We start from the raw sequence: 18,409 nt of genomic DNA, 5'->3' as shown, positions 1-18,409 counted from the left end.
AAAAGTTATAACAGCGATAAAGAGCGGGAGGGATAATTTGTCTTCTCAGACACATGCATTGATGATGCTATCTTTCTCTTCTGTTGTGTGGAATTTTAAGGCTGACTGACGTCGGCCTCTTTTTTTTGGTCGTATTCTGCGCACTGAATGTCAAATCTTCCCCTAAATCATGGTTGCCGGCCGCCTGAATTGCTATTATTCACTTTGACCAACAAAAAAATGCAATAAAATAGTCATTACTGACTGATAGCCAGTTGAGGACATTGGTTCGTGAAATATGCTGTATTCCCTATATTGGTGGCTCTAATCGCGTCAGGCTGCTCATCAACACCTGAGACAACCGCAGAAGCCGAAACAGAAGTCAGCCAATCACAAAACGGGTATGATTTCGTCCCGATGAACGTACCGCTCAATAACAATCCGTCGTTTGACGCTGTATACCGCGAGTGGCGGGGAACGCCTTATCGTCTCGGTGGCTCCACCCGCCGAGGAATCGACTGCTCTGCCTTTGTTCAGGTTGGTTTTGCCAATGTCATGAAAGTGAATCTGCCGCGAACAACGGAAGAGCAGGTGCGCCGGGGAAAATGGGTTGATATTTCTGACTTAAAGAAAGGGGATCTGGTGTTCTTTAAGACAGGTCGCCGTTTGCGTCATGTTGGTATCTACCTGGGCGAATCTCGCTTTCTACACGCCTCTACCTCCCAGGGTGTTACCATTTCTAACCTGAATAACCCTTACTGGCGCAGCGTCTACTGGCAGGCCAGACGAATTACGACGAACGGCCCATACCGCACCCAATAATGTGTGACATAAAGTTTACGGTATTTTTACTGTGTTTTAAGTCGCGAAATGACCCATCCCCTCCCATAATGAGGCTATAGCTAGCCACCGGATATACCTTCTGTCTGGTGGCGTTCGACACGGGAGGTGACCCATGGCTATGGCAACTCGAGTCGGGCAATTCCTGAATAGTCACAATATCGACTTCAGTCTGACCCGACACAGACATACCGATACATCATTCAGCTCTGCCATCTCGGCGCATGTGCCTACAGCGCAAGTCGCAAAAGCCGTTATGCTCAAAGATCAGAATGGTGATTTGTTAATGGCGGTTGTACCGTCTAACCGACGTGTGATGATTGATAAAATCAATCGGATGATGGGACGACAGTTCTTCCTCATCGGTGAACATGAACTCTCCAAACTCTTCCAGGATTGTGAACCGGGTGCGGTGCCGAGTATCGGACAGGCATACGGTGTGAATATGCTGGTGGATGATATGCTGCTTGACCAAAACGAGCTGTATATTGAGTCCGGTGACCATGAAAACCTGATTCATCTGGATAAAAAACAGTTCGGTAAAATCATGCACGACATTCCCCATCAGAACATCAGCGGCTATCGCATGATGTTTGCACAAGGGCATGAAGGCCGTCACTGGGAATGGGAATAGCGAGTAAAGTGGGGATATCGAGATATACGAAGTAATCGGTACGGATTAAACCAGTCAACAATGAGCCGGACGTCAGCTCATCTGCTGAAGTTAATCGATTAGTAAGCTCATAAATCAGTAAGCCCATCACGATTGATGGGCTTACTGGTTTTATCTCACTGGTTTACATAGGGATCAAAGCCCTATGCAGTGGGAACGGCTACTGCTTTTATTGATTCACCGCCATTCTCAGCCACAATCCCGGCGGTGAACTGAAACCGGTTGTGACTGTTTGTACCTTGCCGTTTTTGATGATGGCTACGGTCGGTAACGCAGTGATCCCCCATGCCTGCATCAACTGGCCGCGGTTGTCATTGATAACAGGAAAACGGTAGCCATGATGATTCATGTAGCCGTTTATCCGTCGGTCATCACCGGAACTTACCGCGACCGAAACCACAGCATGGCTGTTGTTTAGCCAGTTAATGGATGGGCTCACAAAGCGACAGACCTGACACCAACTGCCCCAGAAGTAGACCAGTACAGGCTTTTCTGAACTGAGGTCTACCAGATCAATACTTTCTCCGAGTGTCGACTGTAGCGGGACAGCCGGTACAGGATCGGAGGGTATCGTGCGGCTTCTCCAGACATCCATCGCCACGCTGACGGCAATCACTATTGCCGTCATCCACAGTATCTCTTTCAGCCAGCGGCGAACCTTGGGCTTGGCCGTTTTTTCCGGTTGCTTCGGCATTACGAACGCTCTCCACTGGCTTTCTGGATCGCCTGTAACACCTCGTCGCTGGTCAGAATAACAGGCAGGGCAATGCCCTGTGGTGCTGCTGGGCCATAGACAATATTAAACGGCACACCATAACGGCCATGTGAACGCAGATACCCGGTGACGTATTCAGATGGTTTGGTCCAGTCGCCACGCATCAGAACGATATTCTCGGCATCCAGCGCACTGTAAGCAGGCTCTCGCAATATGACGCTGACTTTGTTGACTTTACAGGTGATACACCATTCCGCCGTGACATCGACAAAGACAGTCTGTCCATTGCTGACTGCCTTGCTGATGGCATCGGTATTGAGTGGCTGCCAGTGATGATCGGTCGCAAGTGGTGTTGACCAGCGATCAGCGGTCATACTTCCGGCGATTAATCCGCCGCCCGAGGCGAGCACCAGAAAAGCCAGTGTATAAATTACCGGTTTACGGCCTTTTACCCGTCCAAGTTGCCATAGCAGGGTAAGCAATAGGGCGGCCGCGAATGCAGCCACCATGGCTGGGCTGAAGAAGCTGGTCATCAGGCTGATAAGCCAAAGACTGGTGGCAAGCATCATCAGGCCAAACAGGGTTTTGACCTTGTTCATCCACATGCCAGGTTTCGGAAACAAGCCGGCTAGGTGGGGGAAGGCCGCAATCAGTAGCCAAGGCGCTGCCATACCTACCGCCAGCGCAGTAAAGATGGCGATCAGGGTAAGAAAATCCGCGCCCAGCGCAAAGGCAACAGCCGCGCCCAGAAACGGTGCACTGCAAGGTGTCGCAAGCAGGGTTGCAAACATCCCCTGAACAAAATGTCCCAGATAAGAGTCATCCCCTTTGGTCGCCATCCAGGTGTTGGTGTCGCTGGACAAACGAATCTCAAACAAGCCCAGCATGTTTGCGGCAAACAGTCCGGTGATAACTACCATGGCGCCGATAAAATACGGACTCTGGAACTGTACCCCCCATCCTAAAGCCTGTCCGGACAGTTTCAGGGCAATCAGGAATCCTGCCAGTAGCCAGAAAGAGACCAGAATTCCTAGTGCCGAAGCCATAAACTGGGCACGGATCTGGCGGCGAGCCAGGCCCTGAGCGGTGATTACACTGCTCAGTTTCATTCCCAGTACGGGTAATACACAAGGCATCACGTTGAGGATCAGGCCCCCAAGCAGAGCGATAGCAATGATCTCCGGCAGGTTTTTGCTGCCTGCGATGGTAATGGCCAATGGCTGGTCGCTCACAATAGCGGTTTCTTCGCTGGCAAAATCCTTGTCTGTCAGCGTGATATTGACTGTTTCACCAAGCAGTTTCGGTACCCCGAACCAGCTATTTACCTTCATTGTTGCGATCAGGGTTTGACCATCAACTTGTACGGTAGGTTGAAGGAATGATGCATCCTGGACATTTTGTGACTGACCATCAACAAAAACATCAGGTTGCTGCCAACCTAGTGTATTTGTCGCGACCAGAGACAGCGTTTGTTTATCCGGGTCCCATGAGACGTTGTTAATTGAAACGGCTTCCTGATTCCGTGGAACATGGCTCATGCCCTGGTTATACAGGTGCATAGCTTCTTCGGACGCGACCAGCTGGGAAGGGGTAAAACTCAGCGATACATCATAATCGGTCAGTACACAAATATTGGTGCAGGAGGACATTGTTAGCGTGCCAGCCAGAAAGACCGCTTTGTCCATGTCTTCGACATGAAGCGTCATCGGGAACAGAATATGGTGTTTGTACCCCAGAGTTTCTACCCCCAGAAACTCATAGCGTTGAGGCAGAGGCCAGTGCCAGTCTGTTGCTGTCAGATTGTCAGCCAGATCCCACTTGAGCGACGGAGCAACACCGCCTTCGCCTGGCGTTCTCCAGTACGTTTTCCAGTCTTCAGCAAGTTTGACTTCCAGTAGCGCTTCTACCGTTTTGGCATCAGCATCAGTCTGGCCCGTCAGCATAAACCGTAGTTCGACTGGGGGATGATCAGGGTTTGTCAGCCAGCCGGTTGAATAGTCAACAGCCCGGGCTGGAAAGGTGAACAAAAAACCGATAAGCACCAGCAGGCTCATCAGCGTAGTAAACAGGGAATAAGGTGCTTTTTTCACAATCAATCTCCAAGGATAAACACAACAAAAGTGCCGGCGGGTGCCGGAGTAACTCAAGCCGGTGTCATTCCCGGAATACACATAATGTCAGGTGGCGCCTTCGTGTTGGCGGAATCGGCTCCGTCAATACCGGCGTGATCAGGCTGGGCCCTGCCAGGATTGCAAAAGCCAGAAAAATTACAAAGGATTGCAGAATGGCAAAATCCAGTTGGTGCTGATGAAGCTGCAACAGGTGATCGGCTAGCGAGCAAGGTTCATGGGGCTCATGATCCGATGTTGCCTGAATGGCGGTCTGGACGGAAATGGCAGCCTTTGCTGAAAGCTCACTCACCAGATTTTCAGACGGGTGGCCAGCCGCTTGCTTTGCCGGGCACGACGTTACCAGCCCCATTCTCTGCCCGGAGCAGATGAAGAGCACGATCATGACCAGACACAATGCTACTCTGGCATGTTGGTAACGGCTGGTGTGGCTACGCATGCATGGGTCCTGTTAATGGCCAATAGAAATCAGCGGATTACGCTCATCATTACCCGATAGGGCAGAACAATCAGACCGGATTACTCAGGATAAGTTTCCGTGTCACAGGCATTTTCTTTGATTGGGCCTGATATAACAACCCCCGATGAAAACCGGGGGCAGGTAAAACGGCAAGCATAGTGCTGACATATCATTGTTAGCTGAAAGACAGAGCAACTTCGTGTCAGGTTTCAGGCAGCCGAATCAATTAACAAATGTCAGAAACTTATCGTTTATTACGCAGGTAACGTTTACGGCGCTCTTCTTTCTGTTTGGCTTTTTCTTCTGCTTTACGCTCAGCTTCAACGGCTACGTCGATCAATTCCTGAGTGATCATCTCCGGACGCTCCATTGTGATGCGTCCCAGCGTACCGTTGCGAAGCTCATTGATCAGGATCTCAGAGGCTTTGTGCAGATCAACACGGCCACCAGCCTTCAGGCAACCACGCTTACGACCAATGGCTTCCATCATTTCGATATCTGATTCCGGCAGGTCGTCATCCAGATCGTAACGTGCTTTAATCAGCTCAGGGTAGGCTTGTGCCAGATACTCAATGGTAAAAAACGCCACATCCACATAATCCATCGCAGTGTCTTTAACGGCACCGGTAGCAGCCAGACGAAAACCACTGTGCGGGTTTTCCACTTTTGGCCACAGGATTCCCGGTGTATCAGACAGCACAATACCGTTTTGCAGGTTAATACGCTGTTGTTGACGTGTCACCGCAGGTTGGTTACCGGTGACGGCGACACTTCGACCTGCCAGCGTATTGATGATGGTTGATTTGCCCACATTCGGAATACCCATGATCATAGTGCGAATGTTTTTGCCCATATCTTCACGGTTTGGCGCCAGTTTACGGCAAAGCTCCATAATCTGGTGCACTTCATTCACGTTTTCCGTCGTGATGGCAATGGCTTTTACGCCTTGCTCTTTTTCTAGATGCGCAATCCATAACTGGGTCATCTCCGGATCAGCCAGGTCACGTTTGTTCAGTACTTTCACCACTGGCTTATTCGATTTTTCGCGGAAAGTTTTTATTAACGGGTTTTCACTGCTGAATGGAATGCGGGCGTCCAGTACTTCGATGATCACATCGACTTTTGGCAGAACTTCTTCAATCTCTTTACGTGCTTTGTGCATGTGGCCCGGAAACCACTGAATAGTGTTGCTCATTGGGAAAACTCTTATTGTGCTGTCATTACACTGCCTTAAGCCAAAGCGGCAGAGACAGGCTATGTCAGTAAGCCACGGCCAGTTATGGCATCGCAGCTGACCAACGGATTATGAATAACTTGTGCCAAGTTTAACGTACCGTGCGAAATACATAAACGCTTTTGCGAGATTGAAGGTAACGTGACCACTTCATGTCCACTTTACCCGCAGTGGACCCATGCCTGATACGCCGCTGGTCAGCCCGTTCTGTTGGTTAACAATGAAATTGCTCAAGGTGATAAAAATTTTTTATTAAAAATACCCCTTGAACTTGTTTTAAATGACCTTATTTTCTTTCATCGAGAGCATCGGACTGGCTCTTACTAATCACTATTCAATCTGTCTTTTATTTTTCGGTATTTAAGTAGGAGGCACCTTAATGAACATTCGTCCTTTAAATGACAAGCTGATTGTTGAAAGACAAGAGGTGGAAAATAAATCTGAAGGAGGAATCGTTTTAACCTCTCAATCGGTCAAGAAATCTAATCGAGGAAAAGTGCTTGCGGTTGGTAAGGGGAAACGGCTGGAAAACGGTGAACACGCGGTCATGGAAGTGAAAGTGGGCGACGTGGTTATATTCAATGACGGCTACGGTGTAAAAACTGAAAAAATTGATGGCTCAGAATACCTGATTTTGTCTGAGTCTGATGTGTTAGCGATTGTCGAATAATCTATTTTGTAGTGATTTTCAGAGGAGTTTTTTATGACTGCAAAAGACGTTTTATTTGCTGATGACGCACGTCAAAAAATGCTGAAAGGGGTGAATTTGCTGGCGGATGCAGTGAAGGTTACTCTGGGTCCTAAAGGACGTAATGTCATACTGGACAAATCCTACGGTGCGCCGACCATTACAAAAGATGGCGTCTCTGTTGCGAAAGAGATCGAACTGCGAGACAAGTTCGAGAACATGGGCGCACAAATGGTGAAACAAGTCGCCTCCAAAGCCAACGACGAAGCAGGTGACGGTACTACCACCGCAACCGTACTGGCTCAGTCTTTCATTAACGAAGGTTTGAAAGCGGTGGCGTCTGGTATGAACCCAATGGACCTGAAACGCGGTATCGACAAAGCAGTTGATGCGGCGGTTGAAAAGCTGCGTGAAATGTCACAACCGTGCAGCGATAAAGAGTCTATCACTCAGGTCGGTAGCATTTCTGCAAACAGTGACCGTGAAATTGGTGAAATCATTGCTGAGGCCATGGAAAAAGTGGGGCGCAACGGTGTAATTACCGTTGAAGAAGGTCAGGGGCTGAAGAATGAACTGTCTGTTGTTGAAGGTATGCAGTTCGACCGTGGCTATTTATCGCCATATTTCATTACCAATCAGGATGCCGGTTCTGTTGAGTTGGACAATCCGTACATCCTGCTGGTGGACAAAAAAGTCAGCAATATTCGGGAATTGTTGCCAGTACTAGAAGCCGTAGCTAAATCTGGCCGTTCACTGTTGATTATTGCCGAAGATATTGAAGGCGAAGCACTGGCAACGCTGGTGGTGAACAACATGCGCGGTATTGTTCGTGCGACTGCGGTGAAAGCGCCTGGCTTTGGTGACAACCGTAAAGCGATGCTGGGTGATATCGCTACTCTGACTGCCGGTACGGTAATTTCAGAGGAAATTGGCCTCGAGCTGGAAAAAGCAACGCTGGAGCAATTGGGTAGCGCAACGAAAGTCACCATCACGAAAGACACCACAACCATCGTTGGTGGTGCCGCAGATGAAGATGCCATCAAAGATCGTGTTGCCTCGATTGAGAAAGCGTTGGAAAACACCACTTCTCAATACGACAAAGAAAAACTGCAACAGCGGATTGCCAAACTGTCTGGCGGCGTAGCCGTGATTAAAATCGGGGCTGCGACAGAAGTCGAGATGAAAGAGAAGAAAGACCGCGTAGATGATGCACTTCATGCAACCCGTGCTGCGGTTGAGGAAGGTATTGTTGCCGGTGGTGGTGTTGCATTGACCAAGATTGCTAAGGAACTGGCGGAACTGAAAGGTGATAACGATGACCAGAATGTGGGTATTCGTGTTGCCCTGCGTGCCATGGAAGAACCACTGCGTCAAATTGCCACCAACGCGGGTGATGAAGCATCTGTTGTGGCGAATGCCGTAAAAGCGGGCGATGTCCATTACGGCTATAACGCGGCAACGGGTGAATACGGCAATATGATTGAGATGGGTATTCTTGATCCTGCAAAAGTCACTCGTTCAGCACTGCAGTTCGCGGCCTCTGTGGCGGGGTTAATGATCACCACCGAAGCTATGGTCACCGATCACGTTGCAGACAAAGAGGAACGCTAATGCACCTGCTCTGGTCCAGTTGAAACTGGCCCGATAGCCTTTTTCAAAGAGCAGTCTGCTCAGTTAATCAAGTATTAGGTAAATAGCAATATGCTACTCTCAGCGGGCTCGTGTGAGCCCGCTGAATTTTTAGTGGTATGACTTAAACGCTGATGAGTTGATGAAAGGCGCGCAGATCTGTTTGATACAATCAGCTTCGACATCAGTCATTATCACTTCGCAGGTCTTTTTGTGGTGGGCACTCATCGTGCCAGTGCTCGAGCTCGCCGTTATCGCGCTTTTCGTGCAGGGCATCAATTAAGGCTTTTTCCTGTTTCGCAAAATAGAGGTCTTCTTCGGCTTTGCCGCGCAATTTCAGCTTTTCGGTAAAGTACATGGCGTGATCTCCATTGCTTCGCTTAATTTAAGGTTAGCCGAGGAGGCGCATCACGTGGTGCCAACACGTCAAACTTTGATCTCAGTAGGAGTCTTGGCGATCATGAACGGCAAAAACTGTTCTGAAAAGCGTTTCAAAAAAGTATCTATTGAAGTTACTCCATCGACGGTTCTCTCATTCCCTTTTCAGTTGTAGGCTCCGAAAGAATGCTGATAACGGGCAGTGTTGCCGCAATATGCAACGTGGAGTTGGACTGGTATTGCCTTTAATCACTCGATAAAGTATTCGCCGGAAGGAGTAACAATCTGAATCATAGGGAGTATTGAGTGCAGATTTGTCACGATGAAGTGTTTGGAGTACTGACTGTTTCACAGGCGGGTTACAAGTTTCGTCGCACCAAAAACCATACGCAGACCTACTGGCCTGTTGAAATGTTTATCAGACATCGGGAGAGATTTAACCGCCCGATCGTATTGGTGATTGAAAGTCCACACATCAAAGAGTTTCAGGTCCGTCATGTCACTAATGCGCTGAATGGGTTACCGGTTTATGCTCGTCCGGCCAATGGGGCGACCGGAGAGAATATTTGTACGCATTTTGCTGCATTACTCGCGACATTACCTCAGGTTCTGGCTCAGGGACACTATCCGGTTGTAGTGGTTAACGCTATTCAGTTGCAATGCTCACAGGGGGAGGACACCTGCCTTTACCGTACCCGACGATTCATTGAACACTGGCCGGCGCGCGTTGATGATTTAACTCAGCGTCTGCGAATGCTTGATCCGGTCATTGCGATCAATGCTTGTACCAAAGGGGACTTTTATATCCGAGATGAAGCCGGACAGCTTATCCGAACAAAAGCGTTTGATGCCGGTTTCAACCCGCAATTTAATCGCTTGTTAGAGCAAGAGTTTGGTTATCAGCAAGAGCTAACCCAGACAAGAGGGCAGTCAGGAGGGGAGTGTGCTGTAGTAACCCCACCGGAAGACGATGACACTGACAGCCTGAGGTTCATGAACACTATCGATTTATCCGGTTTAGTTATGTTTCAGCTTCATCAAGCCTATAAGCAGACCGATACATTATTGTGTAAAACGACACATCCTGCTGCCTGGTTGTACCGAGTGCCAATGTTTACACGTTTTCGTCAGGAACTTTTCACTTACACCAAGTCAGCCCCCAGACCATAGTCAATCGGGAGCCAAGCCGAAAACTAACCCTGTCATTAAGCCAGAGTCAAACCTGAAACCAGGCCGTGATCCGAAATTACAGGCTGATTAGATGTTGACCAATTCATAACGTTGTGCAACATTGAGTATATGACTATGTATTTACTTCTTCAGCCAGCACGAATTATTACCATCATTCCATAGGAATGGTGGGTTTTGGGCTGTTTGTCGAAAAGTAAGAAACCCGCCCAGGAGGCGGGTTTCTTCTTTCTGCTTCCTTGGCCTACCAAGAAAGCGGAGAAAGTGTATGGCTAATGTCACCAGCGAACAATCATCGCCTTTTTCTTTTGTGGAAGCTGAACATGAGATGCTCAGCTTCTGGAAAGAAAGGGAAATCTTTCAAAAATCACTGCAGCAAACACGAGATTTACCGCCTTATGTGTTTTACGATGGGCCGCCGTTTGCAACAGGTTTACCTCATCATGGCCACTTGGTCGCATCCACCATTAAAGATGTAGTGCCCCGTTACTTCACGATGAAAGGGCATTACATTGAACGCCGCTTTGGCTGGGATTGCCATGGATTACCCATCGAGCATGAAATTGATAAATCGCTGGGGATGTCTGCGCAGGAAACGGTCGCAAAAATCGGGATTGCTGGCTATAACGATGCGTGCAGAGGCATTGTGCAGCGGTATACGCAGGAATGGGAGAAAACCATCACGCGAATTGGTCGGTGGGTTGATTTTGACAATGATTACCGCACCATGGAGCCCTGGTATATGGAAACTGTCTGGTGGGTATTCAAGCAGATTTGGGAACAAGGACTGGTCTATCAGGGTGAAAAAGTGGTGGCTTATTCAACTGAGCTTTCCACAGTGCTGTCAAACTTTGAGGCGACCTCAAACTATAAAGATGTACAAGACCCGGCCATTACAGTGCTGTTCAAGCTTGAGGATGAAAATGCGTATCTGAGCGCCTGGACGACAACCCCTTGGACACTACCGTCTAACCTAGCTCTTTGTGTTAATGGTCAGGCCGAGTATGTCAAAGTGCTGGACGAAACCCGCAATCTTGCTTTGTGGGTAGCCCGTGAACGACTTGACCATGTTCTGAAAGGTCAGCCTTATCGCGAACTTGCGACCTGTAAAGGTGATGATCTGGTTGGAAAAACCTATTTACCGCTTTTTTCTTACTTTAGTGAGCTGGCAGCAGAAGGCGCATTTTGTGTCGTTGCAGATGATTTTGTTTCAGGGGATAGCGGAACGGGAATCGTTCATATGGCACCGGCTTTTGGTGAGGATGACCATAGGATCATGAAGTCAAAAGGGATCACGGCAATGCCTTGCCCGCTTGATGAACGGGGTCGGTTTACTGATCAAGTACCGGATCTGACAGGGCAGTATGTCAAGGATGCAGACAAATCCATTATTGCTATGTTGCGACAGCAGGGCCAGTTATACCGGCATGACACTCTGGTTCACAGTTATCCGTTTTGCCCACGTTCTGATACGCCTATCATCTACCGTGCAGTGCCTTCCTGGTATATCGGTGTTGAGCAGATTCGTGATGAATTGGTGAAAAACAATCAGCGTATTCGGTGGGTGCCGGATCATCTGCGTGACGGCAGAATGGGGAAATGGCTTGAAGGAGCAAGAGACTGGGCTGTGTCACGTAACCGATACTGGGGAACACCGCTACCGTTATGGGTGAATGATGTCACCGGTAACATCCTCTGCATCGGATCACGTGAAGAATTACAGACATACAGTGGCGTCTGGCTGGATGATCTGCATCGTGATTATGTCGACGATATCCGCTTTAGTTTGCCGGAAGAAGAGGGGGTATACCAGCGTATCGATGAAGTGTTCGACTGTTGGTTTGAGTCGGGTTCAATGCCTTATGCGCAGGTGCATTACCCCTTTGAAAATCAAGACAGTTTTGGGGCCGGTTTTCCTGCTGAGTTTATCGCGGAAGGGGTAGACCAGACCCGGGGGTGGTTCTATACCTTACAGGTGATCAGCCACTGTCTTTTCAAACAGCCGGCATTTAAAAATGTGATTGTAAACGGGATCGTGATGGCGGAAGACGGCAAAAAAATGTCTAAGCGCCTGAAAAACTATACGGCTCCTGACATTATCATGGATACATACGGTGCTGATGCTTTGCGGCTGTATTTGCTGAACTCCGGTCTGGTGAAGGCAGAAGAGCAACGATTTTCGGACTCGGGTGTTCAGGAAATGGTTAGGCGTATGCTGTTGCCTTGGCTTAATGCGTTCAAGTTTCTGAATACATACTGCGCAATTGATCGCTGGCAATATGACGCATCGTCAGCAGGGAGCCAGAACCCGTTTGATCAGTGGATTTTAGCTCGGCTACAAACCTTAAAGCAGACAGTCAGTGAACAGATGGAGTGTTATCAACTGTATAACGTTGTTCCGCCCTTGTTTGAGTTCATGGAATCGTTGACAAACTGGTATATCCGCCTCAACCGCTCACGGTTTTGGGGAGAGCAAATGACTCCGGATAAGTCCTCGGCATACCGTACTCTGTTCATTGTGCTGGACGAGTTCGGGAAACTGATGGCACCATTTGCTCCTTTCTTGGCTGAGTATTTGTACCAGTCCATGCAGCCGTTACGACAGCAGGCTGACTCCTCACCTGAATCCGTCCATTTATGTGCTTACCCTGATGTGGACAACGCTTTGACGAATGCGGCTCTTGAACGTTCTGTTAATCGCTTGCAGGGGATCATTTTGCTTGGCAGACAAAAGCGAAACCAGGCCGGTATTAAAATGAAAACTCCCTTACCCAAGCTGATTGTCTTACATGGTGATTCGCAGGTTTTGCATGATTTGGCCCGGTTTGATCACTATATTCGTACCGAGCTAAATGTTAAAGATGTCATTTACAGTACTGACGAAGCGGACAGTGTGGACTTTTACGCCAAACCCAATTTTCCTGTGCTCGGTAAGCGGTTTGGAAAGTCATTTAAGCAATATCAGGCGTTAATTGAAGCTCTGGATCATCAACAGCTTTATCGATTTCAGGATGAGGGCTGCGTGACTCTGGCTGGTGAAGTGTTTGGTGAACAGGATATCCAGCTATTTCGCAAACCGAAGCCGGGGAGCAATGTGGTGTCTAATGCCAGTATTTCGGTGGATTTGGACTGCCAACTGACCGAGGCGTTGATCGGTGAAGGGGTTGTCAGGGAGGTCGTGGGGTTCATTCAGAAATCGCGCAAACAATCGGCATTTAAGGTCAGCGATCGCATTGAAGTGCGCTTTCAGGCCACCCCAAAGCTGAAAAGCTGGCTGCTTGAACACCGTACATTCATTGAGCAGGAAACGTTAGCACTGCGTTTTGAAGAAAGTGAGGCTAAAGAGTTCGAGGTTGAAACGGACAACGTTGAAGAGCACGGTTGGCAATTTTCAATTGATGAGCATTACCTGTCAGTCAGCCTCAAGCGGGTGACTGATAGCAGGACATAACACCAGCAAGAAAAAAATGCAGAAAACGGCAACAGTGCGGGGAATGGTAGTGTCCCCGCACTGCTCCTCTGAGGGATCGGATTTTGAGTACTGATTGGCTCTTTATTACGGATTAGATTATAAGGGCGGTAAAGATGCCGTCAGGTCTGCTCGGCAATAATGTCTTTATGATAAGTGTGTGGTGTCATATATTGTTCCCCATTCGAAATGCAGACTTATCGCGTGAAGAGAGTCAGACAAGCGTCTGTAGTACTGCATTCAGGACACCTAGTTACTTCCTTGGGAGGGAATCCATGAAATCAGCCGTATTAGTGATTGATGTTCAGACCATCGTATTTGATGTCGATCCTCAGCCTTTTGAAACACAACACGTTATTTCCAGAATCAACACCATTACCGCCTGGGCGAGAAAACAGCAAAAACCGGTGATCTTTGTTCAGCATGATCAGCCGGATACACCGATTGCTTATCAAAGTGAAGGTTGGCAACTGTATCGTGAGTTAGTCACTTGTGAAGGCGATTTGTATACCCGAAAGTCCACTCCTGATTCTTTTTTGAACACCAACCTGAAAGAGCTGCTGGAGGAGCTGGGTATCGAAAAGTTGATTGTGTGCGGCTATGCCTCGGAATTTTGTGTGGATACCACGGTACGCCGCGCGGCCGGGCTGGGTTATCCGGTTGAGTTGGTATCAGATGCTCACACCACACAGGATAAGCCACATGCAAACGCGGCAGTGATTCGTGCACACGAAAACAGCACGTTGTCGACCATGTCGAATTTTGGCATGCCGATTCGCTGTGTTTCTACAGCAGAACTGTTGGCTACGCCGGAGTTGCTGACGCAATAATTTTTTCTTTTTACACCACAAGGAGCTGCTGAAATGGAATTCCAAACCTTACTTTTATTTACCATCGCGTCACTGTCTATCAACCTGATCCCAGGGCCGGACGTCGTCTATATTGTGTCAAATACCATGAAAGGCCGTATGCAGGCTGGCTTAAAAGCCGCAATGGGGCTGGGTGTCGGTTACTTCCTGCACACACTAGCGGCCGTGTTTGGACTGTCAGCACTTATTCTGAGTTCCGCTGTTGCATTCAGTGTTGTGAAATACCTGGGTGCGGCTTATCTGCTTTATCTGGGGATTTCATCTCTGCGCAACATGCTGCGCGGGCAATCTTCACTGACGATGACTGCGGCCTCTTCATCGGCTAATGAAAGTATATTCCGCCAAGGTGTGGTGGTGAGCGTACTTAACCCGAAAGTGGCGTTGTTCTTTTTGTCTTTCTTGCCCCAATTTATTGAAGTAGGGCAGGGGTCAACATCGATGCAGTTGCTGATGTTTGGCTTGCTTTTCAGTGCGTTAGCGACAGGGTGTAATGTCGTTTATGCCCTATTGGGCAGTTGGCTGTTCAACAATCCGAAAGTGGCGCGTTATACCCGCGTCATTGAAGGTGTGTCTGGCGTACTGCTGATTGGTTTGGCGGGGAAAATTGCACTCAGCAAAGACAGTTAAGGGTATGGCGTACTACACTTCTATCGCAAATACTTAGTAATACAGCTGGTCAATGACCGGAATATACTGTTGAACGGCGAGCTGTCAATTTGCCTTGAAACGGTATACCACCACTCCCACTAAGGAGTCAGCCATGTTTGAAGTGAAACGGGTAGGCGACAACCGATTAGACATTGAAATGAGTGGCAAACTGGATGCAGAGCAAATGGGCAAAGCATTGGATGCTCTAACCGAGCAAGCCGACGGCATTGAGAATGGTGTCATGTTATTTGATGTGGTGGATTACCACTTACCCTCTCTCGGCGCTATTGGTGTAGAGTTGGGCCGGTTTCCCAAAATGATTCATTTCATTCGGCAGTTTGATCGGGCGGTGGTATTAACCGACAAAGACTGGATTAAAACTGTCAGTGAATTTGAAGGAAAGCTGATTCCGGGGCTGGAAATTAAAGGGTTTGGCCGTGATCAGAAAGAAGAGGCCGAAGCCTGGCTGGAAACTGGCCGTTCATCTTAATTTCCTTCGCAAGTGACCTGCCACTTTACCGGAATGCAGACACCAGTATTACGAGAGCGAAACGCTGATATTTGAAAGGTGCGGAAGACTCAGTCTCCTGCACCTTTTTCATTTAGGCTGGTATTTACTGTTCCAGTACTTTCGCGATGGCTGCTTCAGCACATTGCTGATCCAGATGGCCACCCGGTGCACCGCCAACACCAATTCCCCCAATAATCGTGTCATTCACGCTGAGTGGCAATCCTCCCGCCAGTAACAACAGATTGTCATCCATATCTTTCAGCGGTTGCAGGATCGGTTTGTCCGCGATGGTTTTCATCAGGTCGGCCGTAGGTTGTTTCAGACTGACAGCAGTAAACGCTTTCTGGCGAGAGCTTTCCAGCGTGTGGCGTCCGGCCAGATCAGAACGTAACTGGGCGATGACATTACCGGTAACGTCCACAACGGTTGCTGTGACGCGGTAGCCTTTGGCTTCACACTGCAGAACCGTTTCTTTGGCAAGTTCAAAGGCTGTATGTGATGAAATCTGAGTCACTGAAATGGTTTTGTTCTGATTTTCAGTGGCTGCAGATGTACTGAAGGTCGCAGCCATCAGGCCTGAAAGTATTAGCGATGTTGCGCATTGTGTGAATGATTTCATGTCATGCTCCGTTATAGGGTTTTCAACGTTTATGATTTGGATTTGTGTATAACACTTTAGCGCACTGGCAATTGCCGGATGCTTTCAGGACCATTACAAAGGTGTAATGTTTATCATCGACTCACTGAAAAGCTGATAAAGTGGTGCGTAACGAGCAGAAGATGGCAGGGTTAAGTGAACGTTTTACTGATTGAAGATGATCGCCACATCGCCAGGTTTATTGCCCAAGGGTTTTGTCAGGAAGGGTATACCGTTGAATTAGCAGACAACGGCGTTGACGGTTTACATCTGGCAACCACTGAGCAGTTTGATCTTATTGTGCTCGACATTATGCTGCCGCAGAAGGATGGGCTAGAAGTGTTGACTGAATTACGCGGCATGGGGTACCGCACACCCGTTATCATTCTCAGTGCCCGGCATTCTGTTGAGGAACGTGTTCTTGGCCTGAAATCCGGAGCCGATGATTATATGGTCAAGCCGTTTGCATTCACGGAACTCGCTGTCCGCTGTCAGATCTTAACACGCCGCGATCAGGCAAAATCTCTGCAGTCACATCAGCTGAGCTATCAGGATCTGACGCTGGATGTGCTGAAACGAACACTTTTTCGTGCCGGACAATCGATTCAGCTGAATCAGCGTGAATTCAGCCTGATGAAACTGTTGATGGAACAACCGGAAACCGTGCTGTCAAAAACGACCATCCTGGAGCAGGTCTGGGGGTATCAATTTGACCCGCAGACTAATGTTGTTGATGTGCTGGTTTGTCGGTTAAGAGTGAAAGTGGACAGAGACTTTGAAGAGCCGCTGATTCATACCATCAGAGGAGTGGGTTATGTCCTCAAATCAGAGTATTGATCAGGCCTTAACACGTACCCAGCGCCATCTGTTTTATCGGTTCATGGGTATTTTACTGGTTTGCCTGACGCTGATTGAAATGGTGGTCGGTGCGCTGTTTTTTTATGATCTTTACCGGGCCGAGCGAAAAATCCTGCACTCGCTGTCTGCTGAATATCAGCGAATTCTTCGTTTTGAGTCTGATGAAAAACTTATCCATGTTCTTAAGGCAAACCCCCAACGCCTGACCGAAAATAATATCGCGGCGATGGCCACTCAAATATCCTCTGATAAACCTGCCAGTTACATAGCCGGTGATAACCAGCTACCGGTTGAGCTGGTGCTTACGGAATACCTGTTGGGTGAGCAAAACTGGTTGAATGCCTTCATTGTGAAACCGTATATGACGTTGAAAATGGAGGGGGATAAACAGATCTTTTGGCTGGTGCTGGATAACCGGGCGCGCTATGCAGTGGCGACGCGACAATGGATGATGACTTTTATGGCTTTCTGCGTACTGGTGCTGTTTACTGCTGTGTTTATTCATCGTTTAATCCAAAACACGATGTCGCCACTGGCAACCTTGGGCAATCAGCTTGATAAGCTCAGCCATCACGCTTTGGATTCATTTTCCGAGCAAAACGAGATAGAACCTCCACGAAAAGGAACGTTTTCTAGAACGGACGCCATGCAACAAGATGGCTTGGCCGCCATTAACCAGAGCGTGTATCAGGCGGTTTCACGGTTACATCAGGTCATTGCAACAATGGATACCACAGTGGATGCCATTGCCCATGATTTACGAACACCGTTGTCACGGATCCGGCTGGCCGCTGAAGGGGCATTGGTGTCTCCCTTGAAGGGAGCAGAGAAACAGAATCTGCAGGAGCATGCCTTAAGTGACTGTGCTGAGTATGCGGTGCAGGCCGGTAACATGCTGACAGCACTGATGAAACTGAATGATGAACTGGCCGGAAAGCGCATTGTTAGGCTAGCTCCAACGGAAGTAAAAATGGCGCTGGAGCGCGTGGCTAGCTGGTTTGAAGATATTGCCGAAGAAAAGGGGATTGAGCTCCATTGCACCTGTTCTCCCGGTATCATCATTCTGTCTGATGCTGACAAACTGACGCAGGTATTGGTTAATCTGGTTGATAACGCATTGAAATACACCCCGCCGGGAGGATCGGTTCGGTTATCTGCGTCCACGATTGCTCCCTCTTTGCCACCGGTTGAGCATCACGCTGTTAACCAACCGGAGAAAACAGCCCAGCTAGTCATCAATGTGACTGATACAGGGATCGGGATTGCCCCGGAGCATCAGGACTTAGTGTTTAAGCGTTTATATCGGGTGGATAGCAGTCGGAGTAATTCGGAGGGCTATGGACTTGGTCTGGCACTGGCTTCTGCAATGGTCACCAACCTGGGTGGTATCCTGACGGTTGAGTCTGTACCACAGCAGGGTAGTACCTTCACCATTCGTCTTAATGTCGACGAGTCTGAAACTCAAAGTAACTGCCATTAGCAACACTTACCCGGTATGAGTGTT

The 18,409-nt window shown here is 48.6% G+C and carries 17 protein-coding genes; 11 read left to right on the top strand and 6 right to left on the bottom strand.

Annotated elements, in window-relative coordinates:
* The first annotated feature begins 270 nt into the window (after positions 1 to 270).
* Complete coding sequence (locus C9I92_RS16010) at positions 271 to 801, top strand: NlpC/P60 family protein (RefSeq protein ID WP_047886006.1); 531 nt, start codon at positions 271 to 273, stop codon at positions 799 to 801.
* Between the two features lie 133 nt (positions 802 to 934).
* Positions 935 to 1,453 carry an aminoacyl-tRNA deacylase gene (locus C9I92_RS16005; protein ID WP_047886005.1) on the top strand — a complete coding sequence of 173 codons (519 nt, stop codon included), beginning with the start codon at positions 935 to 937 and terminating at the stop codon, positions 1,451 to 1,453.
* Positions 1,454 to 1,661: 208 nt separating this feature from the next.
* On the opposite strand, the gene C9I92_RS16000 is transcribed toward C9I92_RS16005, so the two are convergent.
* The 4 genes from C9I92_RS16000 to ylqF all read right to left on the bottom strand — a co-directional run bounded on the left by C9I92_RS16000 (position 1,662) and on the right by ylqF (position 5,991).
* Positions 1,662 to 2,186, bottom strand: a complete 525-nt coding sequence (locus tag C9I92_RS16000) for a protein disulfide oxidoreductase (protein ID WP_047886004.1) — start codon at positions 2,184 to 2,186, stop codon at positions 1,662 to 1,664.
* Entirely contained in the window at positions 2,186 to 4,261 is a 2,076-nt protein-coding gene (locus C9I92_RS15995; protein ID WP_053061896.1) for a protein-disulfide reductase DsbD family protein, read from the bottom strand. Before C9I92_RS15995 ends, C9I92_RS16000 begins: the two co-directional genes overlap by 1 nt.
* Before the next feature lie 100 nt (positions 4,262 to 4,361).
* The gene (locus C9I92_RS15990; RefSeq protein ID WP_047886003.1) at positions 4,362 to 4,775 is read right to left on the bottom strand and encodes a hypothetical protein; all 414 of its coding nucleotides are present in this window, start codon (positions 4,773 to 4,775) and stop codon (positions 4,362 to 4,364) included.
* Between the two features lie 265 nt (positions 4,776 to 5,040).
* Entirely contained in the window at positions 5,041 to 5,991 is a 951-nt protein-coding gene (gene ylqF / locus C9I92_RS15985; protein WP_047886002.1) for a ribosome biogenesis GTPase YlqF, read from the bottom strand.
* A 418-nt stretch (positions 5,992 to 6,409) separates the two neighbouring features.
* On the opposite strand from ylqF, the gene C9I92_RS15980 reads away from it, so the two are divergent.
* The gene (locus C9I92_RS15980; protein WP_047886001.1) at positions 6,410 to 6,700 is read left to right on the top strand and encodes a co-chaperone GroES; all 291 of its coding nucleotides are present in this window, start codon (positions 6,410 to 6,412) and stop codon (positions 6,698 to 6,700) included.
* 33 nt (positions 6,701 to 6,733) lie between these two features.
* On the top strand, positions 6,734 to 8,329 hold the full coding sequence (gene groL, locus C9I92_RS15975; RefSeq protein ID WP_047886000.1) for a chaperonin GroEL: 1,596 nt from the start codon (positions 6,734 to 6,736) through the stop codon (positions 8,327 to 8,329).
* 202 nt (positions 8,330 to 8,531) lie between these two features.
* Here the strand turns inward: groL and C9I92_RS25450 are convergent, their stop codons facing one another.
* Complete coding sequence (locus tag C9I92_RS25450) at positions 8,532 to 8,705, bottom strand: hypothetical protein (RefSeq protein ID WP_169776044.1); 174 nt, start codon at positions 8,703 to 8,705, stop codon at positions 8,532 to 8,534.
* Between the two features lie 326 nt (positions 8,706 to 9,031).
* On the opposite strand from C9I92_RS25450, the gene C9I92_RS15970 reads away from it, so the two are divergent.
* From C9I92_RS15970 to C9I92_RS15950, 5 genes are all read left to right on the top strand, one after another.
* Positions 9,032 to 9,895 carry a hypothetical protein gene (locus tag C9I92_RS15970; RefSeq protein WP_047885999.1) on the top strand — a complete coding sequence of 288 codons (864 nt, stop codon included), beginning with the start codon at positions 9,032 to 9,034 and terminating at the stop codon, positions 9,893 to 9,895.
* 286 nt (positions 9,896 to 10,181) lie between these two features.
* The gene (gene ileS, locus C9I92_RS15965) at positions 10,182 to 13,364 is read left to right on the top strand and encodes an isoleucine--tRNA ligase (protein WP_047885998.1); all 3,183 of its coding nucleotides are present in this window, start codon (positions 10,182 to 10,184) and stop codon (positions 13,362 to 13,364) included.
* Between the two features lie 293 nt (positions 13,365 to 13,657).
* Complete coding sequence (locus C9I92_RS15960) at positions 13,658 to 14,212, top strand: cysteine hydrolase family protein (protein WP_047885997.1); 555 nt, start codon at positions 13,658 to 13,660, stop codon at positions 14,210 to 14,212.
* A 33-nt stretch (positions 14,213 to 14,245) separates the two neighbouring features.
* Positions 14,246 to 14,878, top strand: coding sequence for a LysE family translocator (locus C9I92_RS15955; RefSeq protein WP_047885996.1), 633 nt, complete (start codon positions 14,246 to 14,248; stop codon positions 14,876 to 14,878).
* 133 nt (positions 14,879 to 15,011) lie between these two features.
* Entirely contained in the window at positions 15,012 to 15,389 is a 378-nt protein-coding gene (locus C9I92_RS15950; protein WP_047885995.1) for a SpoIIAA family protein, read from the top strand.
* A gap of 124 nt (positions 15,390 to 15,513) precedes the next feature.
* Here C9I92_RS15950 and C9I92_RS15945 read toward each other — a convergent pair whose 3' ends face one another.
* A complete protein-coding gene (locus C9I92_RS15945; RefSeq protein WP_047886361.1) occupies positions 15,514 to 15,981 on the bottom strand; it encodes a GlcG/HbpS family heme-binding protein in 468 nt (155 codons plus the stop codon).
* A 222-nt stretch (positions 15,982 to 16,203) separates the two neighbouring features.
* On the opposite strand from C9I92_RS15945, the gene C9I92_RS15940 reads away from it, so the two are divergent.
* Together C9I92_RS15940 and C9I92_RS15935 are read left to right on the top strand one after the other, a co-directional pair.
* A complete protein-coding gene (locus tag C9I92_RS15940; RefSeq protein ID WP_047885994.1) occupies positions 16,204 to 16,884 on the top strand; it encodes a response regulator in 681 nt (226 codons plus the stop codon).
* On the top strand, positions 16,862 to 18,385 hold the full coding sequence (locus tag C9I92_RS15935; protein ID WP_047885993.1) for a sensor histidine kinase: 1,524 nt from the start codon (positions 16,862 to 16,864) through the stop codon (positions 18,383 to 18,385). Before C9I92_RS15940 ends, C9I92_RS15935 begins: the two co-directional genes overlap by 23 nt.
* Positions 18,386 to 18,409: the final 24 nt, after the last annotated feature.

It is taken from the genome of Photobacterium ganghwense (genome assembly GCF_003025595.1).
In the GTDB taxonomy this organism is placed as follows: Bacteria; Pseudomonadota; Gammaproteobacteria; order Enterobacterales; family Vibrionaceae; genus Photobacterium; species Photobacterium ganghwense.
Note: the sequence above shows the minus strand (reverse complement) of the source record. Positions and strands in the feature narration are given on the sequence as shown.

Excerpts from the sequence above, each read along its gene's own strand:
- ileS (WP_047885998.1), top strand. The coding sequence starts at position 10,182 with ATGGCTAATGTCACCAGCGAACAATCATCGCCTTTTTCTTTTGTGGAA.
- C9I92_RS15980 (WP_047886001.1), top strand. The coding sequence starts at position 6,410 with ATGAACATTCGTCCTTTAAATGACAAGCTGATTGTTGAAAGACAAGAG.
- C9I92_RS15945 (WP_047886361.1), bottom strand. The coding sequence starts at position 15,981 with ATGGCTGCGACCTTCAGTACATCTGCAGCCACTGAAAATCAGAACAAA.
- C9I92_RS15955 (WP_047885996.1), top strand. The coding sequence starts at position 14,246 with ATGGAATTCCAAACCTTACTTTTATTTACCATCGCGTCACTGTCTATC.
- C9I92_RS15950 (WP_047885995.1), top strand. The coding sequence starts at position 15,012 with ATGTTTGAAGTGAAACGGGTAGGCGACAACCGATTAGACATTGAAATG.
- C9I92_RS15935 (WP_047885993.1), top strand. The coding sequence starts at position 16,862 with ATGTCCTCAAATCAGAGTATTGATCAGGCCTTAACACGTACCCAGCGC.
- C9I92_RS15995 (WP_053061896.1), bottom strand. The coding sequence starts at position 4,261 with ATGAGCCTGCTGGTGCTTATCGGTTTTTTGTTCACCTTTCCAGCCCGG.
- C9I92_RS25450 (WP_169776044.1), bottom strand. The coding sequence starts at position 8,705 with ATGTACTTTACCGAAAAGCTGAAATTGCGCGGCAAAGCCGAAGAAGAC.
- C9I92_RS15990 (WP_047886003.1), bottom strand. The coding sequence starts at position 4,775 with ATGCGTAGCCACACCAGCCGTTACCAACATGCCAGAGTAGCATTGTGT.
- C9I92_RS15960 (WP_047885997.1), top strand. The coding sequence starts at position 13,658 with ATGAAATCAGCCGTATTAGTGATTGATGTTCAGACCATCGTATTTGAT.
- groL (WP_047886000.1), top strand. The coding sequence starts at position 6,734 with ATGACTGCAAAAGACGTTTTATTTGCTGATGACGCACGTCAAAAAATG.
- ylqF (WP_047886002.1), bottom strand. The coding sequence starts at position 5,991 with ATGAGCAACACTATTCAGTGGTTTCCGGGCCACATGCACAAAGCACGT.
- C9I92_RS16000 (WP_047886004.1), bottom strand. The coding sequence starts at position 2,186 with ATGCCGAAGCAACCGGAAAAAACGGCCAAGCCCAAGGTTCGCCGCTGG.
- C9I92_RS16005 (WP_047886005.1), top strand. The coding sequence starts at position 935 with ATGGCTATGGCAACTCGAGTCGGGCAATTCCTGAATAGTCACAATATC.